At 71.6% G+C, this 22,714-nt stretch carries 16 protein-coding genes; 4 read left to right on the top strand and 12 right to left on the bottom strand.

What is annotated here, in order from left to right:
- Positions 1-115: 115 nt before the first annotated feature.
- The 4 genes from J2X68_RS29855 to J2X68_RS29840 form a co-directional block, all read right to left on the bottom strand.
- Positions 116-2,425, bottom strand: a complete 2,310-nt coding sequence (locus J2X68_RS29855) for an ATP-binding cassette domain-containing protein (RefSeq protein ID WP_310435706.1) — start codon at positions 2,423-2,425, stop codon at positions 116-118.
- A gap of 128 nt (positions 2,426-2,553) precedes the next feature.
- On the bottom strand, positions 2,554-3,312 hold the full coding sequence (locus tag J2X68_RS29850) for an NUDIX hydrolase (RefSeq protein WP_310435705.1): 759 nt from the start codon (positions 3,310-3,312) through the stop codon (positions 2,554-2,556).
- Positions 3,313-3,442: 130 nt separating this feature from the next.
- Positions 3,443-5,362, bottom strand: coding sequence for a glycogen debranching N-terminal domain-containing protein (locus J2X68_RS29845; RefSeq protein WP_310435704.1), 1,920 nt, complete (start codon positions 5,360-5,362; stop codon positions 3,443-3,445).
- A gap of 744 nt (positions 5,363-6,106) precedes the next feature.
- Positions 6,107-7,939 (bottom strand): DUF4192 domain-containing protein, encoded by a 1,833-nt coding sequence (locus tag J2X68_RS29840; RefSeq protein ID WP_310435703.1) that lies wholly within the window; start codon positions 7,937-7,939, stop codon positions 6,107-6,109.
- Between the two features lie 164 nt (positions 7,940-8,103).
- Here J2X68_RS29840 and J2X68_RS29835 point away from each other — a divergent pair, with 164 nt between their 5' ends.
- Both J2X68_RS29835 and J2X68_RS29830 read left to right on the top strand, forming a co-directional pair.
- Positions 8,104-10,269, top strand: coding sequence for a RecQ family ATP-dependent DNA helicase (locus J2X68_RS29835; RefSeq protein WP_310435702.1), 2,166 nt, complete (start codon positions 8,104-8,106; stop codon positions 10,267-10,269).
- A 357-nt stretch (positions 10,270-10,626) separates the two neighbouring features.
- Positions 10,627-11,247, top strand: coding sequence for a hypothetical protein (locus tag J2X68_RS29830; RefSeq protein ID WP_062651016.1), 621 nt, complete (start codon positions 10,627-10,629; stop codon positions 11,245-11,247).
- 198 nt (positions 11,248-11,445) lie between these two features.
- Here J2X68_RS29830 and J2X68_RS29825 read toward each other — a convergent pair whose 3' ends face one another.
- From J2X68_RS29825 to J2X68_RS29815, 3 genes are all read right to left on the bottom strand, one after another.
- Positions 11,446-12,084: a hypothetical protein gene (locus J2X68_RS29825; protein WP_310435701.1), complete on the bottom strand. Its 639-nt coding sequence runs from the start codon at positions 12,082-12,084 to the stop codon at positions 11,446-11,448.
- A gap of 68 nt (positions 12,085-12,152) precedes the next feature.
- Positions 12,153-12,854 (bottom strand): ribonuclease HII, encoded by a 702-nt coding sequence (locus tag J2X68_RS29820; RefSeq protein ID WP_310435700.1) that lies wholly within the window; start codon positions 12,852-12,854, stop codon positions 12,153-12,155.
- Between the two features lie 93 nt (positions 12,855-12,947).
- On the bottom strand, positions 12,948-13,571 hold the full coding sequence (locus J2X68_RS29815) for a TetR/AcrR family transcriptional regulator (protein ID WP_310435699.1): 624 nt from the start codon (positions 13,569-13,571) through the stop codon (positions 12,948-12,950).
- A gap of 187 nt (positions 13,572-13,758) precedes the next feature.
- On the opposite strand from J2X68_RS29815, the gene J2X68_RS29810 reads away from it, so the two are divergent.
- Entirely contained in the window at positions 13,759-15,306 is a 1,548-nt protein-coding gene (locus J2X68_RS29810) for an MFS transporter (protein WP_310435698.1), read from the top strand.
- A 352-nt stretch (positions 15,307-15,658) separates the two neighbouring features.
- On the opposite strand, the gene J2X68_RS29805 is transcribed toward J2X68_RS29810, so the two are convergent.
- The 3 genes from J2X68_RS29805 to J2X68_RS29795 all read right to left on the bottom strand — a co-directional run bounded on the left by J2X68_RS29805 (position 15,659) and on the right by J2X68_RS29795 (position 17,987).
- Positions 15,659-16,579 (bottom strand): ADP-ribosylglycohydrolase family protein, encoded by a 921-nt coding sequence (locus tag J2X68_RS29805; protein ID WP_310435697.1) that lies wholly within the window; start codon positions 16,577-16,579, stop codon positions 15,659-15,661.
- 12 nt (positions 16,580-16,591) lie between these two features.
- Positions 16,592-17,251 carry a phosphoglycerate mutase family protein gene (locus tag J2X68_RS29800; RefSeq protein ID WP_310435696.1) on the bottom strand — a complete coding sequence of 220 codons (660 nt, stop codon included), beginning with the start codon at positions 17,249-17,251 and terminating at the stop codon, positions 16,592-16,594.
- 130 nt (positions 17,252-17,381) lie between these two features.
- On the bottom strand, positions 17,382-17,987 hold the full coding sequence (locus J2X68_RS29795) for a YdbC family protein (protein ID WP_310435695.1): 606 nt from the start codon (positions 17,985-17,987) through the stop codon (positions 17,382-17,384).
- A 156-nt stretch (positions 17,988-18,143) separates the two neighbouring features.
- On the opposite strand from J2X68_RS29795, the gene J2X68_RS29790 reads away from it, so the two are divergent.
- Complete coding sequence (locus tag J2X68_RS29790; RefSeq protein ID WP_399041154.1) at positions 18,144-18,677, top strand: TerD family protein; 534 nt, start codon at positions 18,144-18,146, stop codon at positions 18,675-18,677.
- A gap of 128 nt (positions 18,678-18,805) precedes the next feature.
- On the opposite strand, the gene J2X68_RS29785 is transcribed toward J2X68_RS29790, so the two are convergent.
- Together J2X68_RS29785 and nrdR are read right to left on the bottom strand one after the other, a co-directional pair.
- On the bottom strand, positions 18,806-21,706 hold the full coding sequence (locus tag J2X68_RS29785) for a vitamin B12-dependent ribonucleotide reductase (RefSeq protein ID WP_310435693.1): 2,901 nt from the start codon (positions 21,704-21,706) through the stop codon (positions 18,806-18,808).
- A gap of 166 nt (positions 21,707-21,872) precedes the next feature.
- Positions 21,873-22,442 (bottom strand): transcriptional regulator NrdR, encoded by a 570-nt coding sequence (gene nrdR, locus J2X68_RS29780; RefSeq protein ID WP_310435692.1) that lies wholly within the window; start codon positions 22,440-22,442, stop codon positions 21,873-21,875.
- Positions 22,443-22,714: the final 272 nt, after the last annotated feature.

Genomic DNA, 22,714 nt, shown 5'->3' with positions numbered 1-22,714 from the left:
AAAGCACACGAAAGGGTGATCGCTCACCCCGTCGCAATTGACGCCTTATCGGAAAGAAATGGGCTTTCTGTGGGGAGTTGCGCACACGCCGGGACCGCTTCGGCCCGGACGGTCGTCATCGGGCCTTGCTGCGCAGGGTCGTGAGCAGGTACGCGCACAACAGCGCCGTCAGCGACAACGTCATTGCGCCGCCGACCGGTTGGGCGATCACGCGCGCCGCGGCAGCCACATATCGGTCGCCGCCGAAGGGCCACTGCACCAGGAGCAGCTCGCGCAACCGCACCGAGAATCCGGCCGCCGTTCGCACGGACGCGCTCTCCACGGCCTTCTGTACGAGGGGCAGGACGACGACGGGCATGGCGACCACCGCGGCCAGCCCGGCCGTGGTGGACCGGAAGACACCGGCGGCCAGCACACCGGTCCAGGCGCAGCCGACCACGAGGCCGAACCAACTCGCGCTCATCGAAAGCCAGTCCGCGGGAACCTGTGCGACCTCCCGTCCGTAGACGAGATAGAGCGCCTCGGCGTCGCAGCCCACCGTGAGGAAGGCGAGCATCAGTGCGGTGAGAGCGGCGACGAGGAGCTTGGCGGTGAGCACGCCCAGCCTTCGGGGCACAGTGCCGCGGTCCGCGGCCAGGGCGGGGTGGCGGAACTCGTCTCCGAAGGCCAGCGCACCGAGCAGTCCCGCGCCGAGCGCCGCGGGCGGCAGCGGAAGCTCCGTGGGCCACGCGGCCAGCAGCCGTGCCTGCGCGGTGTGGCCCGCGCGGGCCAGGAGCAGGGCGGTGAGGGCGGACACGATCAGCACGGCGGCGCCGGTGGTGAAACCGGTGCCGACCCCGGTGGCCCGACGGAGTTCGTAGCGGAGCGGGCGCAGCGGGCCGGGGGCCGAGCGGACGGAGATGGGAGGGGGCAGGTCGGGCAGGGTGTGGACATCGCGGGACGCGAAGCGGCGGGTGGGGCGCCGCCCTCCACCGGACACGGCAGGCGCGGCTGGGGCCCCGGAGGCGGCTGAGCGGGCGCCTGAAGTGGTGCCGTCGGCGGAGTGGGCTCCTGAGGTGGCGCCGTCGACGGAGTCGACACGTGAGGTGACGCCGTCGGAGGTACCGGCTTCTCCGGGCTGCCGGAGTGCGTCGGCGATCGCGTCGGCGATGGCGGTCGGCCCGCTGCCGGGGTTCCTGTCGAGGGCGGTCGAGGACGCCGTCACGTCCAGGGTTTCCGGAGTCCGGCAGGCGGTGGCCGGTGGCACGCCCCCGGCCGGCGAGTCCGCCTCGGACGCCAGGATGCCGTCACGCGGCGCCGCGTCGGCCGGCCGGTACGGCATGGGAGACGGCGACGGTGCGTCGTCGAGGCCGCAGGGCGCTTCCGTGGCGCCTGCGGTCCGGGGTTCGCTCGCCGGCCCTGCGTCGTCGGGGACCTTCGCGCCTTCGGCGCCCCGCCCGGGGCCCGCGACAGCGGCCGATCCCTCACCCCAGGGGGCCGGGCCGGCTTTCGCCGAGGAGGTCGGATCTGTCTCGGGATGCGCCCGCCGCTGATCCTCCGCTCCCGCTCCCGGCCCCATGTCGCCTGTCTCGTCGGCGAGTTGGTGGATCAGGATGTCATGCCGGAACGCCGTCTCGCCGACCTGGGCGCAGCTACTGCCGTACACGGAAAGCCGGTTGCCGTCCTCCTGCACGACCTCGACCGAGCGTTGCGCGGTTCGTGCCTCCTTGGCGAGCAGGGCGGCCAGGCGAACGGCGTGCGGGCTGCGGACGGCCACCCGGGGGCGCAGCCGGGTGCGCGCGAAGTCGGTGGCCTCCTGGTCGGCGACCAGTGCGCCCCGGTCCAGGGTGAGGACCCGGTCGGCGGTGCGGGCGGCCTCCTTGGGATCGGTCGTGGTCGTCAGGACCGTACCGCCCTGGTCCGCGTGGGCGCGCAGCATGCCGTACAGCCAGCGGCTCTCGCGGCCGGAGAGCCCGTCGGCCGGATTGTCGAGGACGAGGGTGTGCGGGTCCGCGAGCAGCGCGCAGGCCAGGCCCAGCCGCCGGTCCATGCCGCGGGACAACGTGCCGAGGCGTTCGTCGCGCAGGCTGACCAGGCCGACCACCTCGAGGACTTCGTCGGCCCGCCGTGCCGGAACCCCGGCGGCCGCGCACAGCATGCGCACGTGGCCCCGGACCGAGCGGGCGGGGTGCCCCGGCACATCGCCGAGGAGGACCCCGACCTCGCGCGAGGGGTGGGCGATGCGGTGCAGCGGACGCCCTCTGAAGTAGGCCAGTCCGCGGCCCTGTTGAAGTTCGAGCAGGAGCCTCAGCGTCGTGGTCTTGCCCGCGCCCGGCGCTCCGAGCAGCACGGTGACGCGGCCCGCGCGCGCCTCGAAGGAGACATCGTCGACGGCGGGCGGAAGCGCCTTGCGGGAGTTGCTGGTCAGTCCGAAGGCCTGGATCACCCGTAGCAAGATAGCGCGGTATATCCCTTTTTTCCGTTCACCGCACGGTGGCGGCCTGCGGACGGTGTACGGCCTCGGCCGACCGCTTCACGGCCGCTCGCGCCGGTCGGCGGAACCGGCGGGTCACGTCACACCTCGGGCCGCAGCATCGGCGGGTTGAGCAAGGTGGCGCCGCCCGCGCGGAACAGCTGGGCGGGGCGGCCGCCCTGCCGGGTCGTGGTGCCGCCGGTGGGCACCAGGAAGCCGGGGGTGCCTGTCACCTTGCGGTGGAAGTTGCGCGGGTCGAGCGCCACACCCCACACCGCTTCGTAGACCCGGCGGAGCTCGCCGACCGTGAACTCGGTGGGGCAGAACGCGGTCGCCAGCGACGAGTACTCGATCTTGGAACGGGCCCGCTCCACGCCGTCCGCGAGGATCTGGGCGTGGTCGAAGGCGAGCGGGGCGTCCGGTTCCCCGTCCCGCCCGTAGCCGCCGTGCTGCAGCAGTTCCTCGACCGGCGCCCACCGCGCGTTGCTGGCGTCTCCGCCCGCTCGCGGCGCCGGCAGGTCCGGTGCGAGCGCCAGGTGCGCGACGCTGACGACGCGCATCCTGGGGTCGCGCTTGGGGTCGCCGTACGTGGCGAGCTGCTCCAGGTGGGCGCCGTTGTCGTAGGCCGGGGCCGACGGGTCGTGGGCCCGGAGCCCGGTCTCCTCGGCCAGCTCGCGCGCCGCGGCCTGGGTGAGGTCCTCGTCGGCCCGCACGAAGCCGCCCGGGAGGGCCCACCGCCCCTGGAACGGCGCCTCGCCCCTGCGCACCGCCAGCGCGCACAGGGCATGGCGGCGCACGGTCAGCACGACCAGGTCCACGGTGACGGCGAAGGGCGGAAAGGCTGACGGGTCGTAGGGCATGCCGCGATCATAGTCGTCTTCCTGACGATAAACACTCCCTTCGTCGGCCGCTTCCCTGGCTGATCCACTTCGGTGGCGCACGGCCTTCGGCGTCTCCCCGAGCAGGCGTCCCGAGCTGCGTCGTACGAGGTCACACTCCCAATTGCAGGCCGTCGGCCGCTTCCTCGACCATGGCCAGACCGAGCCGACTGACCCGTACGGAGAAGGGGGCGCCGGCGACCCGCAGTCCGGTCAGGCCGATCTCCCCCAGGGGCGCACCGCGCAGGGGGCGCAGGGTGACGGTTCCGGCCGGAGCGTCGGGGCGGACGCCGGTCAGGGTGGTCAGCAGCAGGACACCGGCCGCCGCCGAGGTGGCCGCGGGGCGGCAGGCGGCCGGATGGGGAAGCGGGGCCTTCCCGTCGCCGCGTTGCTCCCCCGCGTACATCTCCGGGAGTCGGTGTCCGAAGGCCTCGGCCGCCGTCAGCACGCCTCGCAGGAGCGCGGCGCTCTCCTTCTCGTAACCCGCGGCGGCGAGGCCCGCGACGGCGATCGTTGTTTCGTGGACCCGGACGGCGCCGCTGCGGTGGCCGAAGGGGTTGTAGCCGACCTCCTTGGCGCCGAGGCCGCGCAGTCCCCAGCCCGTGTCCATGACGGGGCTGCCGAGCAGCCGGGCCAGTTGTCCGGTCTGCACCCGGTCCAGCAGTCCGGGAGCGTGCGCGCCGCCGCCCAGCAACCCGGTGTCGAGCAAGTGGACGGGCGTCGCGCAGAGGTGGGGCAGCTGCCGCCCGTCCGGCGTACGGGCGGCAGCGGGCCGGCCGCCTCCGGGGTCGTCGATCCAGAAGTCCCGCCGGAAGGTGGCGCGCAGCTTGCGGGCCCACTCCCGCAGCCCGTCGCCGCCCGGTCTGCCGCACTCGTCGAGCAGATCGGCGCCGAGCAGTGCGGCCCGGTGGGCGTGGGCCTGCGTCTCGCAGCGCACGGGACCACCGGGCTGGGGATCGCTCAGGTAGGGCCCTTCGCCGACCGTCGTGCGGAGCCAGGCCAGGCAGCGCTCGGCGGCCGGGACCAGTTCCTCCGTCTCCTGGTCGGGCAGACCCCATCGGCGGGCCTCCGCGAGGAGCACCGGGAAGAGCAGCGTGGCCTCGGTGGCGGTGCAGCCCGGCGGGAGGTGCGCGCCCGCGTCCCGACGTGGGCCGGGGATCATGCCGCACCGTGGCCCCGGAGCCGTGAGCTGGGTGCGGGCCAGGGTGCGCAGCGTCCCGGCGGCGAGGCGGGTGCCCAGAGGCAGTGCCATGCGGGCCGCGGCGAGCGCGTCCGCCGGCGCCAGGCCGCAGCGCCACGGCGCCCCCGCCGCGAGGTGGGTGTCGGCGGGGTGCGCGGGGTCTCGCACCAACAGGGCCTGGAGGTCCGCGACGCTCGTCGCCAGCAGCGCCCCGACCCGCGGATCGTCACCCGTCGCCTGAGCCGCGGCCAACGGGCTCGTGGCCGCCCGCCCCGCGGCTCGGACCGGTCCCGCACCCTCCAGGCGGACCCTCAGCTCCACCCGGACCGTGCCGCCGGGAGGCACGTCGAAGTCCCAGCGGAGCAGCCCCGCGGAGGCGATCGCGTCGGTCGGGGACGGATCCGCCGTCACGCTCGAGGCCCCGGCGGCACAGGACCATCGCAGACCGCCATCGTGGACGCTGGCGGCCAGCTCGGGCCCCACGGTGCCGGACGCGATCGCCCCCAGGTCGGCCAGATCGGTGCCGAGCGCCACCTCGACCGGGAGGCGCAACGGCCGGGCGGCGGCACTGTGCAGCACGATCACCTCGGCGCCGTCCGCGGAGCGGGTCCGCTCGACGACGACGTCCGGGTCCGGTCCGCCATGCGGTGTGACACGGAGCGTGCCGACGAAACGGGCCCGGTCGGCCGAGGTCATCCGGGCCTGGACCGCCAGCGGCTCGCGTCCCGCCACCCGCACCTGGCATCGGGACAGAATGCGCCGACCGGCCCGGTAGAACCCCTCCAGCCCGTGTCCCGTCAATTGGCCCTGTTCCGTGGAGATGGCGAGGCCCGGCAGGGCGACGCAGATCATCGACGTGTGGGCCGGGGGCAGACCGACCGACCGAGGCTGCGCAGGCGCCCCGGGCTGAGGTCCGACGCCTCGGGAAGCGGCCGACGGGCGACGCGCCGTGCCGGACGATGCCCCCGTCGACGCGCCACGGATGCCCGGCCCGGCGGACAGGCGCGGGCCTTCCTCCGGCCCGATGAGTGGAGCGGGGAGCGAGGAGTGCCTGCCCGCTCCGGGGAGGCGGGCCCCTTGCGGAGCGGGCCGGTCCACGGGCAGTGGGTCGGTTCCCGTGCCGGGGACCGGCGTCGAGGTCTCGTGAGCGGTGCGCTCGTCGGCTGCGGCGGAGGGCGGAGTCGGCTGATGCATGCGTGACTTCTTCTGCTCTCTGTGCGCCTCGGGCGTGGGCGAGGCCGGGTGGACGGCTCCGGCAGGGCAGTGCGCTGAGGCGGTACGACCGTGCGGACGTACCGCCACTCAGGTGAACGGGGTGGGAGTCCCCCAGGTCACGCCCCCGGGCCGCAGGCCCCACCGAATGGCCGCCGGATCCGGCCGGGCCGGGCCTGTTTCGGGGCGCGTCGTGCGGACGTCGAGGCTGCGTCAGGCGGCCTTCCGGGGCGGGGTGTACGGCCGCGGGTGGGCACCGGGAAGGCGCCGGCCAGACACTGCATCGGCCCGGCCCGGCCCGGCCCGGCTCGGCCCGGCGCGGCCTCGGCCACGGTCTCCGCGCATGATCGGCACCCGTCCTTCAGCCCGGCAGAGCAGCGGGCGTCATCCCTTCTCCGTGATGTCGTCGCTGTCGGATCGCAGACCTTCCCGGCAGTCGTCGCGGCGCCCCGGGGAGGCCTTTCGCGCAGGTCGCGTCCGGGCTCCCCCTCGGCCCGGCGTGGCAGGGCGCGTGACGTGTGGCCTCGTCGGGTGAGCGAGAAGCTCACTGGCTCCCCGCGCGCGGGCTTCCGGTTCCTGGCTTTCCTCCGCTCCGGCCGCGGCTCGGGCGCGGCTCCCTCCCACACCGGCTGAGCGGACCCGGCGACGCCTGCGGAGCCCCGTGGGGGCGGTCGGCTGTCCGGTTTCCGATGCGCAGCCGCCCGCACTGTGCGGCAGTGCGCGCGAGGGAGAGCCCTCGTCTTCACCAGGCCGGTCCTCGTGCTCGGCGTCACCAGGCCGGTCCTCGTGCTCGGCGTCACCGGGTCCGTTCGCGTGCTCGGCGCAGACGGGGCGACCCTCGTGCTTGGCCTCGGGTCCGCACGGGCCTGCGCGAAACTCCGCCCCGCCCGGGTCCCGTGGGCTCTCGGAGTCTCGCGAGCCCTCGAAGTCCTCGACCGCGGTCGCCGTCGTGTCAGGCCGCTCCGGTGCCGTGGGCCGCCCGCGTCCCTCGCGCTCGGCGCGCAGGCAGCGTCGCACCGACTCGGGGTCGAGGCCCTCGTTGCAGGCCTGGTGCAGGAGCCGGGCGAACAGGTACTCCGGGTCCGCGCCCAGGGCCATGGCGAGAGCCTCCCTCGCCTCGAGTTCGTCGCCCATGGACCAGGCGACCCAGCCGGCGAGAGTGAGGGGCGCCGCCGCGTGTTCGCCGTAGGGGCCGACGCAGCGTCGTGCCAGTGCCCGCCAGAGGCGCAGGGCGGGGGCCGCGTCCTCTCCCTCCATCCAGCCGGCCGCGCGGTCGCGCGTCACCCGGTCCTGCAGGCCGAGAATCAAGGCCGCGGCTTCGTCGCATCCGAGCAGGTCGTCGTCACGGCTGTCCGCCGGCAGGGCGCCCACCACGACCGGCGCCTCGGCGAGCCGGCGCATGACCCGTCCGGCCAGGCCCAGCGTCTCCTCGGCCACCGCCGCGCGGCTCGCCTCGTCCAGGATCCTCGGAAGGAGCGCCATCCCGGCGGCGTCCAGGGCGACCTCTTGTTGCAGCGCGGCACCGGTCTCCAGGGGCAGCAGTCGGGCACGCAACTCGCGCAGGGTGCCCCGGACCTGGATCCCGGCGTAGGTCGCGGCCGCGGCCAGCACGGAGGTGCCGGGCAGTCCCATCGCCGCCCCTTCGACCGGGCAGCAGCCCTTGCCCGCGCAGCAGTACGACCAGAAACGGCCGTCGGCGATGCAGAGCGCCTCGATCACGGGGACATCGAGTCGTCCGCACTCGAGACGCAGCCGGTGGGCCAGCGGCTCGAGCCGCTCCATGACCTGACGGCCGGTCTCCCCCTTCCCCGGCTCCTGGCAGAGATAGGCGACCATGCTCGCGGGGCGGGTCCCCCGGCGCTCGCTGCCCTTCACGAGGCCTTGCGCCAACTGCTGGGCGACGGCTTCCCAGTCGTCCGGGTTCGCGGGAATGCCGAGCCTGGCCCGTCCGCCGAACCGCCCCCGTCCGCCGCGGTCGTGCAGGGCGACCAGGACGATGCTGTCCTCCGGCCGGTACCCGAGCAGGTAGGGCAGGGCGTCGGCCAGCTCCGCCGGAGTGCGCAGGGTGACCTGGTGGTCGGCTGGACCTGTGCCGTAGCCGACATCTCCGTCGTACGTCGTGTGGCTGCCCCAGGCCGGGTGCTCCCGTCCGCTCTGGTCCCGGCCGGTGATGTCGCCGTTTTCGGAGGATCCGGTGGTTTCGCTGTGATTCGTCATGCGCCGACGATCTCGCGGATCACAAGATTCCGCTTGGCCTGTGGATAAGTCCGATCAGGAGCACGTCAGAAGCCCGGTGTGGAAGGGGCCCCGGCGCCGTCGGCAAGGCCCCGCTCCCTTCCGTCACCGACCGGATTGTCAGCGCCGTCCTGTTGTATGGGGGCATGGAGCACACGAACAACGCGGATCTCCGGGCCGACGCCGACGCCGTCCTCGCCCGTCTCGTCGGCGACGCCACGGGCGAGGCCAGACTGCGCGAGGACCAGTGGCGGGCGATCGAGGCGCTGGTCGCGGACCGGCGCCGGGCGCTGGTGGTGCAGCGGACGGGGTGGGGCAAGTCCGCCGTCTATTTCGTGGCGACCTCTCTGCTCCGGGCCCGCGGCTCCGGGCCCACGGTGATCGTCTCCCCGCTGCTCGCCCTGATGCGCAACCAGGTCGAGGCCGCGGCGCGGGCCGGTATCCACGCACGGACCATCAACTCCTCGAACACCGAGGAGTGGGCGACCGTGCAGGACGAGATCGCCGCCGGCGAGGTCGACGTCCTGCTGGTCAGCCCGGAGCGGCTCAACAACCCGGACTTCCGTGACGAGGTGCTGCCCGCCCTGGCGGCCGCGACCGGCCTGCTCGTGGTCGACGAGGCCCACTGCATCTCCGACTGGGGCCACGACTTCCGCCCGGACTACCGACGGCTGCGGACCATGCTCACCGATCTCCCGGCGGGCGTTCCGGTGCTCGCGACGACCGCGACCGCCAACGCGCGCGTGACCTCGGACGTCGCCGAACAGCTCGGCACCGGCGGTACCTCGGACGCCTTGGTGCTGCGCGGCCCGCTCGACCGCGAGAGCCTCAGCCTGAACGTGCTGCGGCTGCCCGACGCCGCGCACCGGATGGCGTGGCTCGCCGATCACTTCGACGAGCTGCCCGGCTCCGGCATCGTCTACACACTCACCGTCGCCGCCGCGGAGGAGGTGACCGCCTTCCTCAGGCAGCGCGGCCACATCGTCGCCTCGTACACCGGGCGCACCGAGAACGCGGACCGGCAGCAGGCCGAGGAGGACCTGCTGGCCAACAAGGTCAAGGCGCTGGTCGCCACCTCCGCGCTCGGCATGGGCTTCGACAAGCCCGACCTCGGATTCGTCGTGCACCTGGGCTCGCCCTCCTCCCCCATCGCGTACTACCAGCAGGTGGGCCGCGCCGGTCGCGGTGTGGAGCACGCGGAGGTGCTCCTGCTGCCGGGGAAGGAGGACGAGGCGATCTGGGAGTACTTCGCGTCGCTCGCCTTCCCGCCGGAGGAGCTGGTGCGCCGCACCCTGGATGTCCTCGCGCGCGCGGAGCGGCCTGTGTCGCTGCCCGCCCTGGAGCCCTTGGTGGAACTGCGCCGCTCCCGCCTGGAGACCATGCTCAAGGTCCTCGACGTGGACGGGGCGGTCAAGCGCGTCAAGGGCGGCTGGCTCGCGACCGGACAGCCCTGGACGTACGAGACCGAGCGGTACGCGTGGGTCGCGCGGCAGCGCAAGGCCGAGCAGGAGGCGATGCGGCAGTACGCGTCGACGACGGAATGCCGGATGGAGTTCCTTCAGCGTCAGCTCGACGACGAGGGCGCCAAGCCCTGCGGACGCTGCGACAACTGCGCGGGTCCGCGCTATACCGCCGAGACGTCCACGAGCGCTCTGGACGCCGCGCGAGTGGACCTGGGCCGCGCGGGCGTCGAGGTCGAGCCCCGCCGGATGTGGCCGACCGGCCTCCCGGCGATCGGCGTGGAGCTCAAGGGACGCATCCCGGCCGGTGAACAGGCTTCGACCGGGCGGGCGTTGGGGCGTCTGTCCGACATCGGCTGGGGCAACCGGCTGCGCCCGATGTTCACCGCCCAGGCCGCCGACGAGCCGGTGCCCGACGATGTGGCGAGGGCCGTGGTGGGCGTACTGGCCGACTGGGCGAAGGGGCCCGGTGGTTGGGCCTCCGCGGTGGCCGACGCCTCGCCGCGCCCGGTCGGCGTGGTCACCATCGCCTCCCGCACCCGACCGCGGCTGATCCACTCCCTGGGCGCGCGTATCGCCGAAGTCGGCCGACTGCCGCTCCTGGGCTCGGTGGAGTACACCGCCGACGCCTCGCCGATCTCGCGGAGCAACAGCGCCCAGCGCCTCAAGGCGCTCCACGGCATGCTGGAGGTGCCGCCCGCCCTCGCCGCCGCGCTCTCCGAGGCTCCGGGGCCCGTTCTCCTCGTGGACGACTACACCGAGACGGGCTGGACTCTCGCGGTCGCGTCCCGGATGCTGCGTCGGGCAGGCGCACAGGGGGTGTTGCCCCTGGTACTGGCCGTGCAAGGCTGACCACGGGTTGCTACCGGCGAAGCCCGTCCCGAGCGCCCCCCGACCGTCCGCCGGCGGCGCCTCGGCGTCGGTGTTCCGAGGTGGCCGCCTGTCGAATGGGCCGCCACGGAAGCACTCACAGGGCGTGAGCTGTCGGCTCACGTGTCCTTCCGAGAATCAGTGGGTAAGGATATAAGTCACTCATCGTCACATAACGGTCGGTGGCCCCAATTGCTCGTTGCCGCATCCCAGTTCGCCAGGAAGAATTGAGTTCCGCTCCCCGCACGGCTCGCCCGTAGTCCGGTAGGGCTCTGCTGCGGCGTGCGCTCCCCCGAATCCGACCCGCCCGCTGTGTGGGCCGTAGCCGAAGGGAGGATCGTGACCTTCGGATTCGCTCCGTCATCGGCGGCATCGCTGTCGACGTCCACGTCCGCCACCTCCGCCACCCGCTTGCTCGAACCCGCCGAGTGGGCAGCGGCCGGCATCCCACTGCTGCGCAACCCACGGGAAGTCGTCAGCGGACTGCACTCGCGGCACCGGCCGCGGCCTGCCACCGCGATCGTGGCTGTGCTCGACCCGGACGAACGGGTGCGGGCCAGTGCCTCGTTCACCCGGCGCCAGGCATCGACCGACGGCTGGATGTTCCGCAACGCCCTGCTCGCCCAGCTGCGCCGGGTCATCCCGCACGACCTTCGGCTGCGCACGCCGGTGCGTACCGCCGTGCTGCTCTACTGCCGGGACGGCGACGCGCGCTGGACGGAGGAGGACGGGGCGTGGATGTGGGGCCTGCGCGACGCCTGCACGTTGCACGGGCTGCGCTGTGGGGCGTACATCACGCTCACCCGGGACGGCTGGCAGGTCCTCGGTGAGGGGCGCGGGGGGCGTCGGCCGCACGCGGATTCGACTCCGGAGCCCTTCGCCCTGTCCGAGGCCCCGCCGCCGCTGCCCCGGACCGGCGGCGCCGCCTCGGAGGTACTGCGTCGCGCGGCAGCCCGCTGAGCGGCGGCCGGGCGGCAAAGGAGCCTGCAAGAACGTCGGCCTCCGGGAGGCGCGAACCTCCCGGGGGCCGACGAACGTCGTCGCGCGCCGAGATCCGGCCGTCGTACGTGCACGCGCGGGTTCGGCACCGCCGGGCACGCCGGAGAGGCGCCGCAGCAGCGACGCCTCCGTGTCCCGGGCCCCTGCCGGCCTACCGGCTCAGACGCCCGCGCCCAGCGCCGCGTTGATCTGCTGCGGGTCGCCGCAGACGATCAGCAGGCCGGTGGCCCGAGCGCGGGCGAGCGGCAGAGCGGTGGCGGCCACGGCGTCGGATCCGCCGTTGACGGCCACCACGACGACGGGACGCGCGCCCGCCCGCTGCAGCGCCGTGGCATCGGCGTAGAAGACGTCGTCCCCCGCGTCGTGCTGGGCCCAGTAGGGCGCCTCGCCGAACGACAGCTCATGGGTGGCCCAGGGGTGCTGCTCGCCGGTGGTGACCACCAGCACGTCCCCCGGAGTGCGGCCGGAGTCCAGGAGGAGGTCCACTGCCTCCTCGGCGGCGTCCAGCGCACCTCCGGCCGAGGCCGGGATCAACTGGACCTGGGGAGTCGCCGAGGCGGGCGCGGCGACGGCAGGGGCGGCCGGGGCCGACGGCCCGGGCTTGGCGGCCGTGTCACGCGGCGCGCGTTGCGCCGGTGGCGTGGGCCGGACGGGTCCGGGACGACCGGGACGCGACGGAGCCGCGGGACGGGGTCCGGGTACAGGTCGAGGGGTCGGCGCTGTGCGGCCGCTGGCCGGAGTGGCGCGGGGACCCTGGGCACTCTCGTGAATCTGAGGCTCCTGGGGAATGAGAGGCATGAGCTGTTATTTATCAAACGTTGGTGCGGCAAGCGCCAACGGGTGGCACATCAGTGCGACCGGAATCGTCAGAAGTCGAAGCCGAGTTGCCCTTCGACTCCCGGAACGCTCCCGTTCGCCCAGGTACGGGCCTTCTTGAGGTGCCGCCACCGGGGCAGCGCATCAAGATACGCCCACGACAACCGGTGGAACGGAGTGGGTCCCCGCTCCTCCAGTGCGGCCTTGTGCACGGGTGACGGATACCCGGCATTGTCCGCAAAACCGAAGTCTGCATGGTCGATACCCAGTTCGGCCATCATTTTGTCGCGCTGGACCTTGGCGATCACCGAGGCCGCCGCGACGGCAACACAGGACTGGTCGCCCTTGATCACCGTGCGGACCCGCCACGGGGCGCCGAGGTAGTCGTGCTTCCCGTCGAGGATCACCGCGTCCGGACGGACCGGGAGGGCCTCCAGGGCCCGCCCGGCGGCGAGCCGGAGCGCGGCGGTCATCCCCAGGTCGTCGATCTCCTCCGGGGAGGCGTGCCCCAGGGCGTGCGACGTCACCCACGTCAACAGCTCCTGGGAGAGCTCGTTGCGACGCTTGACGGTGAGCAGCTTGGAGTCGGTGAGGCCCGCGGGGGGCCGACGGAGTCCGGTGACGGCCGCGCAGACGGTGACGGGTCCCGCCCAGGCGCCGCGACCCACCTCGTCGACGCCGGCGATGACCTTCGCTCCGGTCGTGGCGCGGAGGGAGCGCTCGACGGTGTGAGTGGGTGGTTCGTACGGCATGGCGCCCTTAGATTACGCCGCCGGGATCCCGTCGCGACACCCCGGTCGGCGCCAGGCCCTCGCCCGCCGTGCTTCAGGGCACCCGATCCGGACTCAGGGCGTGTCCGGTCGCAGCAGCGGCAGCATCAGCCCGTCGATCATCTCGTCGAGCTCTCGATCATTCCATTCGCACCCGCACATCTTCGATCGGTACATCATCATGGCCGGGATGGCATCGAGCACATAGCTGTTCGCCGCGTCGGACCGCACCTCACCTCTCTCTATTCCGCGGTTGACGACCTCCTTCAGCAGCTTGACAGTCGGCTCTACCACGCCCTCGACGATCAGGGCGTGGAAGCGTTCGACCTGGACTGGGTCGCATTCGTGAATGATCGAACGCAGCGCGAAACCCGGGCGCGAGAACATCGCGTCACGCGCGTCACGGCAGAGCACCACCAGGTCCTCACGCACGCTGCCGCGATCGGGCACGGCATCCAGCCGGGGCAGCCCGGACCGCAGGGCGTCCGTGACGAGGGCCTCCTTGGAGGGCCAGCGGCGGTAGACGGCGGCCTTGCCGGTCTGGGCGCCGGCCGCCACCCCTTCCATCGTGAGGCCGTTCCAGCCGACGGTGCCCAACTGCTCGAGCGTGGCGTCGAGAATCGCACGTTCGAGCACGGCGCCGCGCCGGCGGGGAGAGGACGCCCGAGCGGGGGCGGCCGTCCAGCGCGAAGTAACCATCCGAGTGTCTCCAGCGAGCAGAGGAAGCGGGGATCAGGGGGTGGAGCGGGGATCTGCGCGACCGCGACGGGGGACACGCCGAGAGGCGACGCCGCGAGTGAACGCTTGCGTTCACTACGAACAACTCACTACCGTTGACGGGCCAGTGAACGGCACCGTTCACTAATGCTCTTGTGGGGGACTCATAGTGACAACCTCTCAGCTGACTCAGAACCAGAAACCCGGGGCGGCCCGCCGGGAGGGGCATCCCGGCATCGCACTCACCGTGATCGCGGCCTGCCAGCTCATGGTGGTACTCGACGCGACGATTGTGAACATCGCGCTTCCGCACATTCAAGACGCGCTGCGGTTCAGCACCACCGATCTCACCTGGGTGGTCAGCGCCTACACGCTCACCTTCGGCGGCCTGCTGCTGCTCGGCGCCCGGGCCGGGGACATCCTCGGCCGGCGACGCGTGTTCATGGCCGGCATCCTGCTCTTCACCTTCGCCTCGCTGCTGGGCGGAATCGCGCAGGAACCCTGGCAGTTGCTCGCCGCACGCGCGCTCCAGGGCGTCGGAGGCGCGATCGCCTCGCCCACTTCGCTGGCGCTCATCACCACCACGTTCCCCGAGGGGCCCGAGCGGAACCGGGCCTTCGGCGTCTTCGCCGCGGTCTCCGCGGGCGGTGGCGCCATCGGTCTGCTCGCGGGCGGCATGCTCACCGAGTGGCTCGACTGGCGCTGGGTGCTGTTCGTCAACGTGCCCATCGGCGTCCTCATCGCCGTCGTCACGCCGCTCTACATCAGCGAGTCCGAACGCCACCCCGGACGCTTCGACATAGCCGGCGCGCTGACCTCGACGCTCGGCATGGCCTCCCTGGTCTACGCGTTCATCCGGGCGGCCGAGGAAGGCTGGCGGGACGGCCTGACCGTCGGCGCCTTCGCGGTCGCCCTGGTCCTGCTGGTCGCCTTCGTGTTCACGGAGGCGCGGGCCAAGGAGCCGATCACTCCGCTGAAGATGTTCGCCGACCGCAACCGCTCCGGCACGTACGTGATCATGCTGAGCCTCGCCGCGGCCATGTTCGGCATGTTCTTCTACATCGTGCTCTTCGTGCAGAACGTGCTGGGTTACAGCCCGATCAAGTCGGGTCTCGCCTTCCTGCCCGTCACGGTCGCCATCGCGGTGGGCGCGGGGCTGTCGCAGCGCTTCCTGCCCACCCTCGGCCCCAAGCCCTTCATGCTCGTCGGCTCCGCGCTGGTGGCCCTCGGCCTCACCTGGCAGGCCTTCATCAGCCCCGACAGCTCCTACCTCGGCGGAGTGCTCGGCCCCATGGTGGTCTTCGGCTTCGGCATGGGACTGAACTTCGTCACGGTGACGGTCACCGCCGTCTCGGGCGTCGCCCCGCACGAAGCCGGCGCCGCGTCCGGTCTGCTCAACGCCACTCAGCAGGTGGGCGGTTCGCTCGGCCTGTCCATCCTGACGACCGTCTTCGGCACGGCCAGCAAGGACGAGGCGGAGAAGCAGCTGCCGAAGTTCCTCGCGGACGGAACTGCGGAACAGAAGGCGGAGTTCGCCAAGACGGGTCAGCTGCCCGCCCCCTGGGGCCATGACGTGCTCGCCCACGGCATCTCGACGGCCTTCGTCCCGGCCGCCGCGATGGCTGTGCTCGCCCTGGTGACGGCGTGGTTCGTCATCCGTGTCCGGAAGAGCGACCTGGAGGCACTGTCCGGCACGGGCGCCCCCACAGTGGTCTGACGCGACGGCGCCACGGGCCGACCGGGGAGTGCCACCGCCTGTCACGACGCAGGCGCGTCCGCCGCTTCCGGGTCGGCCCGCGCGGCTTCCCGCCACCGTCACCGTCATGATCGCCGACAGGTCGAACCGCACGCGCACCCCCTCCGTCGTCCCACGCCCACCCGCACGCACAGGTCGCCATGCGGATACCGGAACAACGCACGGACGGTCACGCAGAGTTCCCATCGGACACCGAGAGTTCCCGGCGGCCGACGCGCGGCCCCGCCCCGGGTGCCGACGCAGGCCCATCCACGCCGAGGCGCCGCCCGCTCACCACGAACCCCGTCCGCAAGGGGTCAGGCGCCTGTCCCGTTCAGGCGTCCGGCACCTCGTGACGCGCGGGCATCCACGCCGGCAGCGCCTCCGCCTGCCGGGACCACGCCTGCGGAGGGCTCCCTGCCTTGCCGGCCGCCAGGATCCCGCCCACGATGGCGCAGGTCGTGTCCACATCCCCGCCGACCTGGGCGGTCGTCCAGAACGCCGCCTCGTAGTCACCGAGAGCCCGCGCCGCCGACCAGACCGCGAACGGCACGGTGTCGTGCGCCGACGTGCGCCTCCCACAGCCCAGCACCGCCGCGACGGTGGCGGCGTCGGCGTAGTCGAGCATGTCCCTGGCGCGCCGCAGGCCGGCGCCGACCGCGCTCTTCGGGACGAGGGCGACCACGCCGTCCAGCAGCGCCTCGGCACTGGGCGGGCCCTCCGGGGCGCCGACCAGGGCGGCGGCCGCGGCGACGGCCATGGCCCCGACCACGGCCTCCCGGTGCTGGTGCGTGGGGTAGGCGGAGATCTCGGCCTGGTGGGTCGCCTGCTCGGGGTCGTCCGCGTACCAGGCTCCCAGCGGGGCGACGCGCATCGCGGCGCCGTTGCCCCAGGACCCCTGTCCGTTGAACAGGGCCGCCGACAGCTCACGCCAGTCGGCCCCCTCCCTGACCAGCCTCAGCAGCCGGTTGACCGCGGGACCGTACCCGCGGTCGAAGTCGTGGTGCCGCGCGAAGGACTGGGCCAGTGCGTCCTGATCGATGCGGTGGTGGTCGGCCAGGACGGCCACGACGGAGCAGGCCATCTCGGTGTCGTCGGTCCACTGCCAGGGGCCGGCCGGCAGCTCGCGTCGCTGGAGCAGCGGGTAGTTCACCGGCACGAAGAACTGGGAGCCCAGCGCGTCACCCACGGCGAGGCCGCGCAGGCTGGCCAGCGCGCGCTCCAGGCGACGGTCGGGAGAGAAGTCGGAGGTCATCGCTCTGCCACTCTATCCGCTGATCCCGTACGGCTCCGGATCGCGCCAGCGGGTGAAGGGCCGGTCGAGGGTGTACTTGTCATCGTCCCCGAGAACGAGCATCCGCATCTCGGCGTTCCCCGGATTCGCGAGGGACTCGAATTCCGCGACCGTCCAGTGGAACCAGCGCATGCAGAACAGCCGCATCGCGAGGCCATGGGTCACGATGAGTACGTTCGGCGGGTGGTCGGGAGCCTCGAAGCTGCGGAAGAGGCTCTCCAGGAAGCCGCCGACCCGGTCGTAGACATCGGCGCCGCTCTCGCCCTGGGCGAAGCGGTAGAAGAAGTGCCCGTAGGCGTCCCGATAGGTCTTCTGCAGCCGTACGTCGTCGCGGTCCTGCCAGTTCCCCCAGTCCTGCTCGCGCAGCCTGGGCTCCTCGCGTACCCGTATCAGCTCGGGGTTCAGATGGAAGGCCCGGAGCGTCTCGTGGGTACGCCGGTAGGGCGAGACGTACACGCTGACCCGCTCGCGGCCGAACACCTCCCGCAGGGTCTTTCCCGTCTCCTCGGCCTGCTGCCACCCTCGCTCGGTGAGGGCCAGTGCATGGTCGGGTTCACGCTCGTAGACGGTGTCATCAACATTGCCCGTTGACTCCCCGTGCCGGACAAGGACGATGCGCCGTGGTCGTGCCATGCCAAAACCCTAGATCGGGTGACGGCCGACTGAGCACTCGTACGGCCTCCATACAGCGTAGGTCACACAAATCCCGCAGGAGAAAGCGCATACAGCACACGATCGACGCGTCCGGCAGTGAATCCGGTTCTCAAACCGTCCAGGTCGACTCGAGTTCGACGATGTCACCGGTGAGGGCGGATATGTCCGCTTCCGTCTGGGCGCGCAGCGCGAGCCGCTCCACGCGTTCGGTCCGGTACTTTCCATGTTCGGCCTCCGAGCGCCACATGGAGAGCACCATGAACTCGTGCCCGGGCGCCTCGGCGAACATCCCCCGGATCATGCCGGGCGAGCCGGCCATGGCGGGGTTCCACACCTTCTCCTGCATGAGGGTGAAGTGCTCGGCGCGTTCCTCGTGGACGCGGCAGAGCGCGACCCGCAGCAGGTCGGAGTCGGTGAAGCGGGGCTCGAAGCCCGTCTTCACGTCGAAGCGGTAGTCGAAGAGCCGCACCTGGGCGTCCTTGAACGTGCCCGACTGAGCCGCCGCGAGCCGATCATGGGAACGCGCCATGAAGGAGTCGTAGAAGGCGCGGCTCTCCCAGAACGCGAAGACATGCGCGACGGAGGGCCGCCCCCTGCTCCAGCCCCCGCCCTGCCCCCGGAACCCCGGCTCCCCCAGAAGCCCCGCCCACTTTCGCTGTCCCCGTTCGAAACCGCGGCGGTCCACCACGGTGCAGCGAATCCACTTGACCAGCACCGCGCCATCGTACGGCCAGTGGGCGTGGCGTTGGTCACCCTCGTTCGCAGAGCGACGCTGCGAGGGCGCACACGCGCGTGGCAGGATGGGCAACCGGCCCTGGAAGCAGGCGGGTTCGGTGCGTTGTCAGACGGGGAAACGGGGAGGGTAATTCCGGTGAGCGGCCTCAACAAGGGAATCCGCAAGGTCGAGATGGCGCTGAAGTGGGACCCGAGTCCCACCGGTCAGCCACCCACCGACCTGGACATCGTGGCCGCCACGTACCTGGAGAGCGATCCGCACGGCGCCCCTGACTACGTGGTCCACTTCGACAGCCGCTCCCCCGACGGGACGATCTATCTCAACCGGGACAGCAAGGACGGCAAGGGCTTCGGCTGGGACGAGGTGATGACGCTGGAGCTCGACCGCCTGGACGCACGGTACGCGCGCGTCGTCGTCGGTGTCGTCATCCAGCAGAACCCGGAGCCCCGGACGTTCGTCGGTGTGCTCAACCCCGCCTTCCGGATACGGGAGGGCTACACCGTCCTGGACGAGGACGACTTCGCCGGCGTCCTCGGAGCGACCGCGGCGACGGTCGGGGAGTTCCTGCGCGAGTCGTCCGACGGATGGTCGTTCCACCCCGGCGTCCAGGGCTTCGAGGACGACCCGGCGACGTTCACGAGGACCATGGGCCAGGTGCGCCACTCCTGAAGGCACGGAGGACGCCACCGACGCCTCGCGGACGGGGAACCTGCCGAGAGACACCGAGGGCGGTGGAGCCGGGACCCGGCTCCACCGCCCTTTGTCAGGTCATCGCGACCTGACCGGCGCGACGGCGATCAGCTGCAGCCGCTCGTCGAGCCGCAGCCCTCGCAGATGTAGCAGGAACCGGCCCGCTGCATCTTCGTGCCGCAGGAGAAGCACAGCGGGGCGTCGGCCTGGATGCCCAACTGCATCTCCACCAGCTCGGCGCTGGTGTGGGCCTGCTTCGGGGCGGGCACCGCCACCTCGGCCTCGGCCTTGGGAGTGGCGACGGCCTTCAGGTCCGTCTGACGCGGAGCGGACTGCGCGAGCCCCTCGACGTCCACGTTCTCCTCCTCGAAGGTCGGCTCGTAGGAACCGGTCTCCAGGTGGCGCTGACGCTCCTCGGCGGAGTGGATGCCGAGCGCGGAACGCGTCTCGAACGGCAGGAAGTCGAGCGCCAGGCGACGGAAGATGTAGTCGACGATCGACTGCGCCATCCGCACGTCCGGGTCGTCGGTCATGCCGGCCGGCTCGAAGCGCATGTTGGTGAACTTCGAGACGTACGTCTCCAGCGGGACGCCGTACTGGAGACCCACGGAGACCGCGATGGAGAAGGCGTCCATCATCCCGGCGAGGGTCGAACCCTGCTTGGACATCTTCAGGAAGACCTCGCCGAGACCGTCGTCCGGGTAGGAGTTGGCGGTCATGTAGCCCTCGGCGCCACCGACCGTGAAGGAGGTCGTGATGCCGGGCCGGCCCTTGGGCAGACGCTTGCGGACCGGGCGGTACTCGATGACCTTCTCGACCGCGGTGCGGATCGTCTCCTCGGCCTTCTCGGTGATCTCGGTCTTCTCCTTCTCCTTGGTCTTCGCGGAGAGGGGCTGGCCGACCTTGCAGTTGTCGCGGTAGATCGCGAGCGCCTTGACGCCGAGCTTCCAGGCCTCGAAGTAGATCTCCTCGACCTCCTCGACGGTCGCCGTCTCCGGCATGTTGACCGTCTTGGAGATGGCACCGGAGATCCAGGGCTGGATCGCGGCCATCATGCGGACGTGGCCCATCGGGGAGATGGCGCGCTCGCCCATGGCGCAGTCGAAGACCTCGTAGTGCTCCGGCTTGAGGCTGGGGGCGTCGATCACATTGCCGTGCTCGGCGATGTGGGCGACGATCGCCTCGATCTGCTCCTCCTGGTAGCCCAGGCGGCGCAGGGCCTGCGGGACGGTGCCGTTGACGATCTGCATCGAGCCGCCGCCGACCAGCTTCTTGAACTTGACCAGGGCGAGGTCGGGCTCGACGCCGGTGGTGTCGCAGGACATCGCCAGACCGATGGTGCCGGTCGGGGCGAGCACGGACGCCTGGGAGTTACGGAAACCGTTCTTCTCGCCGAGCCGCAGGACGTCCTGCCACGCCTCCGTGGCGGCGGCCCAGACCGGGGAGTCGAGGTCGTCCATGCGGACGGCCGCCCCGTTGGCGTCGGAGTGCTGCTTCATGACGCGGTTGTGGGCGTCGGCGTTGCGGGCGTAGCCGTCGTAGGTGCCGACGACGGAGGCCAGTTCGGCGGAGCGGCGGTAGGCCGTGCCCGTCATGAGGGAGGTGATGGCGCCGGCCAGCGAGCGGCCGCCGTCGGAGTCGTAGGCGTGGCCGGTCGCCATCAGCAGGGCGCCGAGGTTGGCGTAGCCGATGCCGAGCTGGCGGAACGCGCGCGTGTTCTCGCCGATCTTCTGGGTCGGGAAGTCCGCGAAGCAGATGGAGATGTCCATCGCGGTGATGACGAGTTCGACGACCCTCTGGAAGCGGTCGGCCTCGAAGGACTGGTTGCCCTTGCTGTCGTCCTTGAGGAACTTCATCAGGTTCAGCGAGGCGAGGTTGCAGGACGTGTTGTCCAGGTGCATGTACTCGCTGCACGGGTTCGACGCGGTGATCCGGCCGGACTCGGGGCAGGTGTGCCAGTTGTTGATCACACCGTCGTACTGGATGCCCGGGTCGGCGCAGGCCCACGCGGCCTCGGCGAGCTTGCGGAACAGCGCCTTGGCGTCGACCTTCTCGATGATCTCGCCGGTCATACGGGCGCGCAGGCCGAACTCGGTGCCGTTCTCGACGGCCGTCATGAACTCGTCGTTCACACGGACGCTGTTGTTGGCGTTCTGGTACTGGACGGACGTGATGTCGTCCCCGCCCAGGTCCATGTCGAAGCCCGCGTCGCGCAGGGCGCGGATCTTCTCCTCCTCCTTCACCTTGGTGGCGATGAAGTCCTCGACGTCCGGGTGGTCCACGTCGAGGACGACCATCTTGGCCGCACGACGGGTGGCGCCACCGGACTTGATGGTCCCGGCGGAGGCGTCGGCGCCACGCATGAACGAGACGGGGCCGGAGGCGTTGCCGCCGGAGGAGAGGAGCTCCTTGGAGGAGCGGATACGGGAGAGGTTCAGGCCGGCGCCGGAGCCGCCCTTGAAGATCATGCCCTCTTCCTTGTACCAGTCGAGGATCGACTCCATGGAGTCGTCGACGGCCAGGATGAAGCAGGCCGAGACCTGCTGGGGCTGCGGCGTACCGACGTTGAACCAGACCGGGCTGTTGAAGCTGAAGATCTGGTGCAGGAGGGCGTACGCCAGCTCGTGCTCGAAGATCTCGGCGTCGGCGGGCGAGGCGAAGTACTTGTGGTCCTCGCCGGCCTTCCGGTACGTCTTCACGATGCGGTCGATCAGCTGCCTGAGGCCGGTCTCGCGCTGCGGGGTGCCGACGGCACCACGGAAGTACTTGCTGGTGACGATGTTGACCGCGTTCACCGACCAGAAGTCGGGGAACTCGACGCCACGCTGCTCGAAATTGACCGAGCCGTCGCGCCAGTTGGTCATGACGACGTCACGACGCTCCCAGGCCACCTCGTCATAGGGGTGCACGCCGGGGGTCGTGTGGATGCGCTCGATGCGCAGGCCCTTGGTGGTCTTGGTGCCCTTGGCTCGGGAACCTCGTGCCGGACCGCTCGCCGTCTCTGTCATGCCGCCTCCCTCTACGGGCGATAAACGCCCTAAAATGCCACGTTTGTTCCCGTGACACGGTGTTCTGTCTTGTGCTGTGGGCACCCACGCGCGATCACCCACAGCAGGTCTTGGTCCGCCGCCGCCCGACCGTCCCCGGACTCGAAACCCCGGTTCCGGCCTTCGGTCAGTCGGCGGCGTGGGCGGGCTCGGGGACCTGCACGGTCCCTCCGGGCCCGCCTTCGTCTTCCCGGCTCCCCACGACATGAACTGCATCGCCCTCGCGGTCGTCGTCGTCCGCGGCGGGGCTTGCCGTCTGGTCCCTGAGTTCCGCGATGGCGGCCTCGAAGTCCTCGAGCGAGTCGAACGCCCGGTAGACGGAGGCGAATCGCAGATAGGCGACGAGGTCGAGTTCCTGCAGCGGGCCGAGTATGGCCAGCCCCACGTCATGGGTGGTCAGCTCGGCGCTCCCGGTGGCCCGCACCGCCTCCTCGACCCGCTGGCCGAGCTGGGCCAGCGCGTCCTCGGTGACAGGCCGCCCCTGGCATGCCTTGCGCACGCCGTTGATGACCTTGGTACGGCTGAAGGGCTCGGTGACTCCGGACCGCTTCACCACCATGAGCGAGCACGTCTCCACGGTCGTGAAACGACGGGAGCAGTCAGGGCACTGGCGGCGCCTGCGGATCGACGTGCCGTCATCCGTCGTACGGCTGTCGACGACGCGGCTGTCGGGGTGCCTGCAGAAGGGACAGTGCATGGAACTCCAACCCTCCTCACAGCAGACTCAATGGCCTCGCCGGACCTCACGGGCCCCTCGAAGCAGCCCCAAGCATAGGGGATCCATGAGCGTCCGAAGACACTGGGGACCACAACTTCTGGGCTGCTGGTGCAATCCAACCACTACATATGGGGTCGTGGCCCATACATCCAGGCTGCATCGCGTGTCGCGCCCGACGCCTTCACCCCCCGCGATCCCGCCGTCACGCCCAGCACCCGAAAACCACCCGCACACGCGCGCGTGCGGCCGTA

It is taken from the genome of Streptomyces sp. 3330 (assembly GCF_031456635.1).
GTDB lineage: Bacteria > Actinomycetota > Actinomycetes > Streptomycetales > Streptomycetaceae > Streptomyces.
Note: the sequence above shows the minus strand (reverse complement) of the source record. Positions and strands in the feature narration are given on the sequence as shown.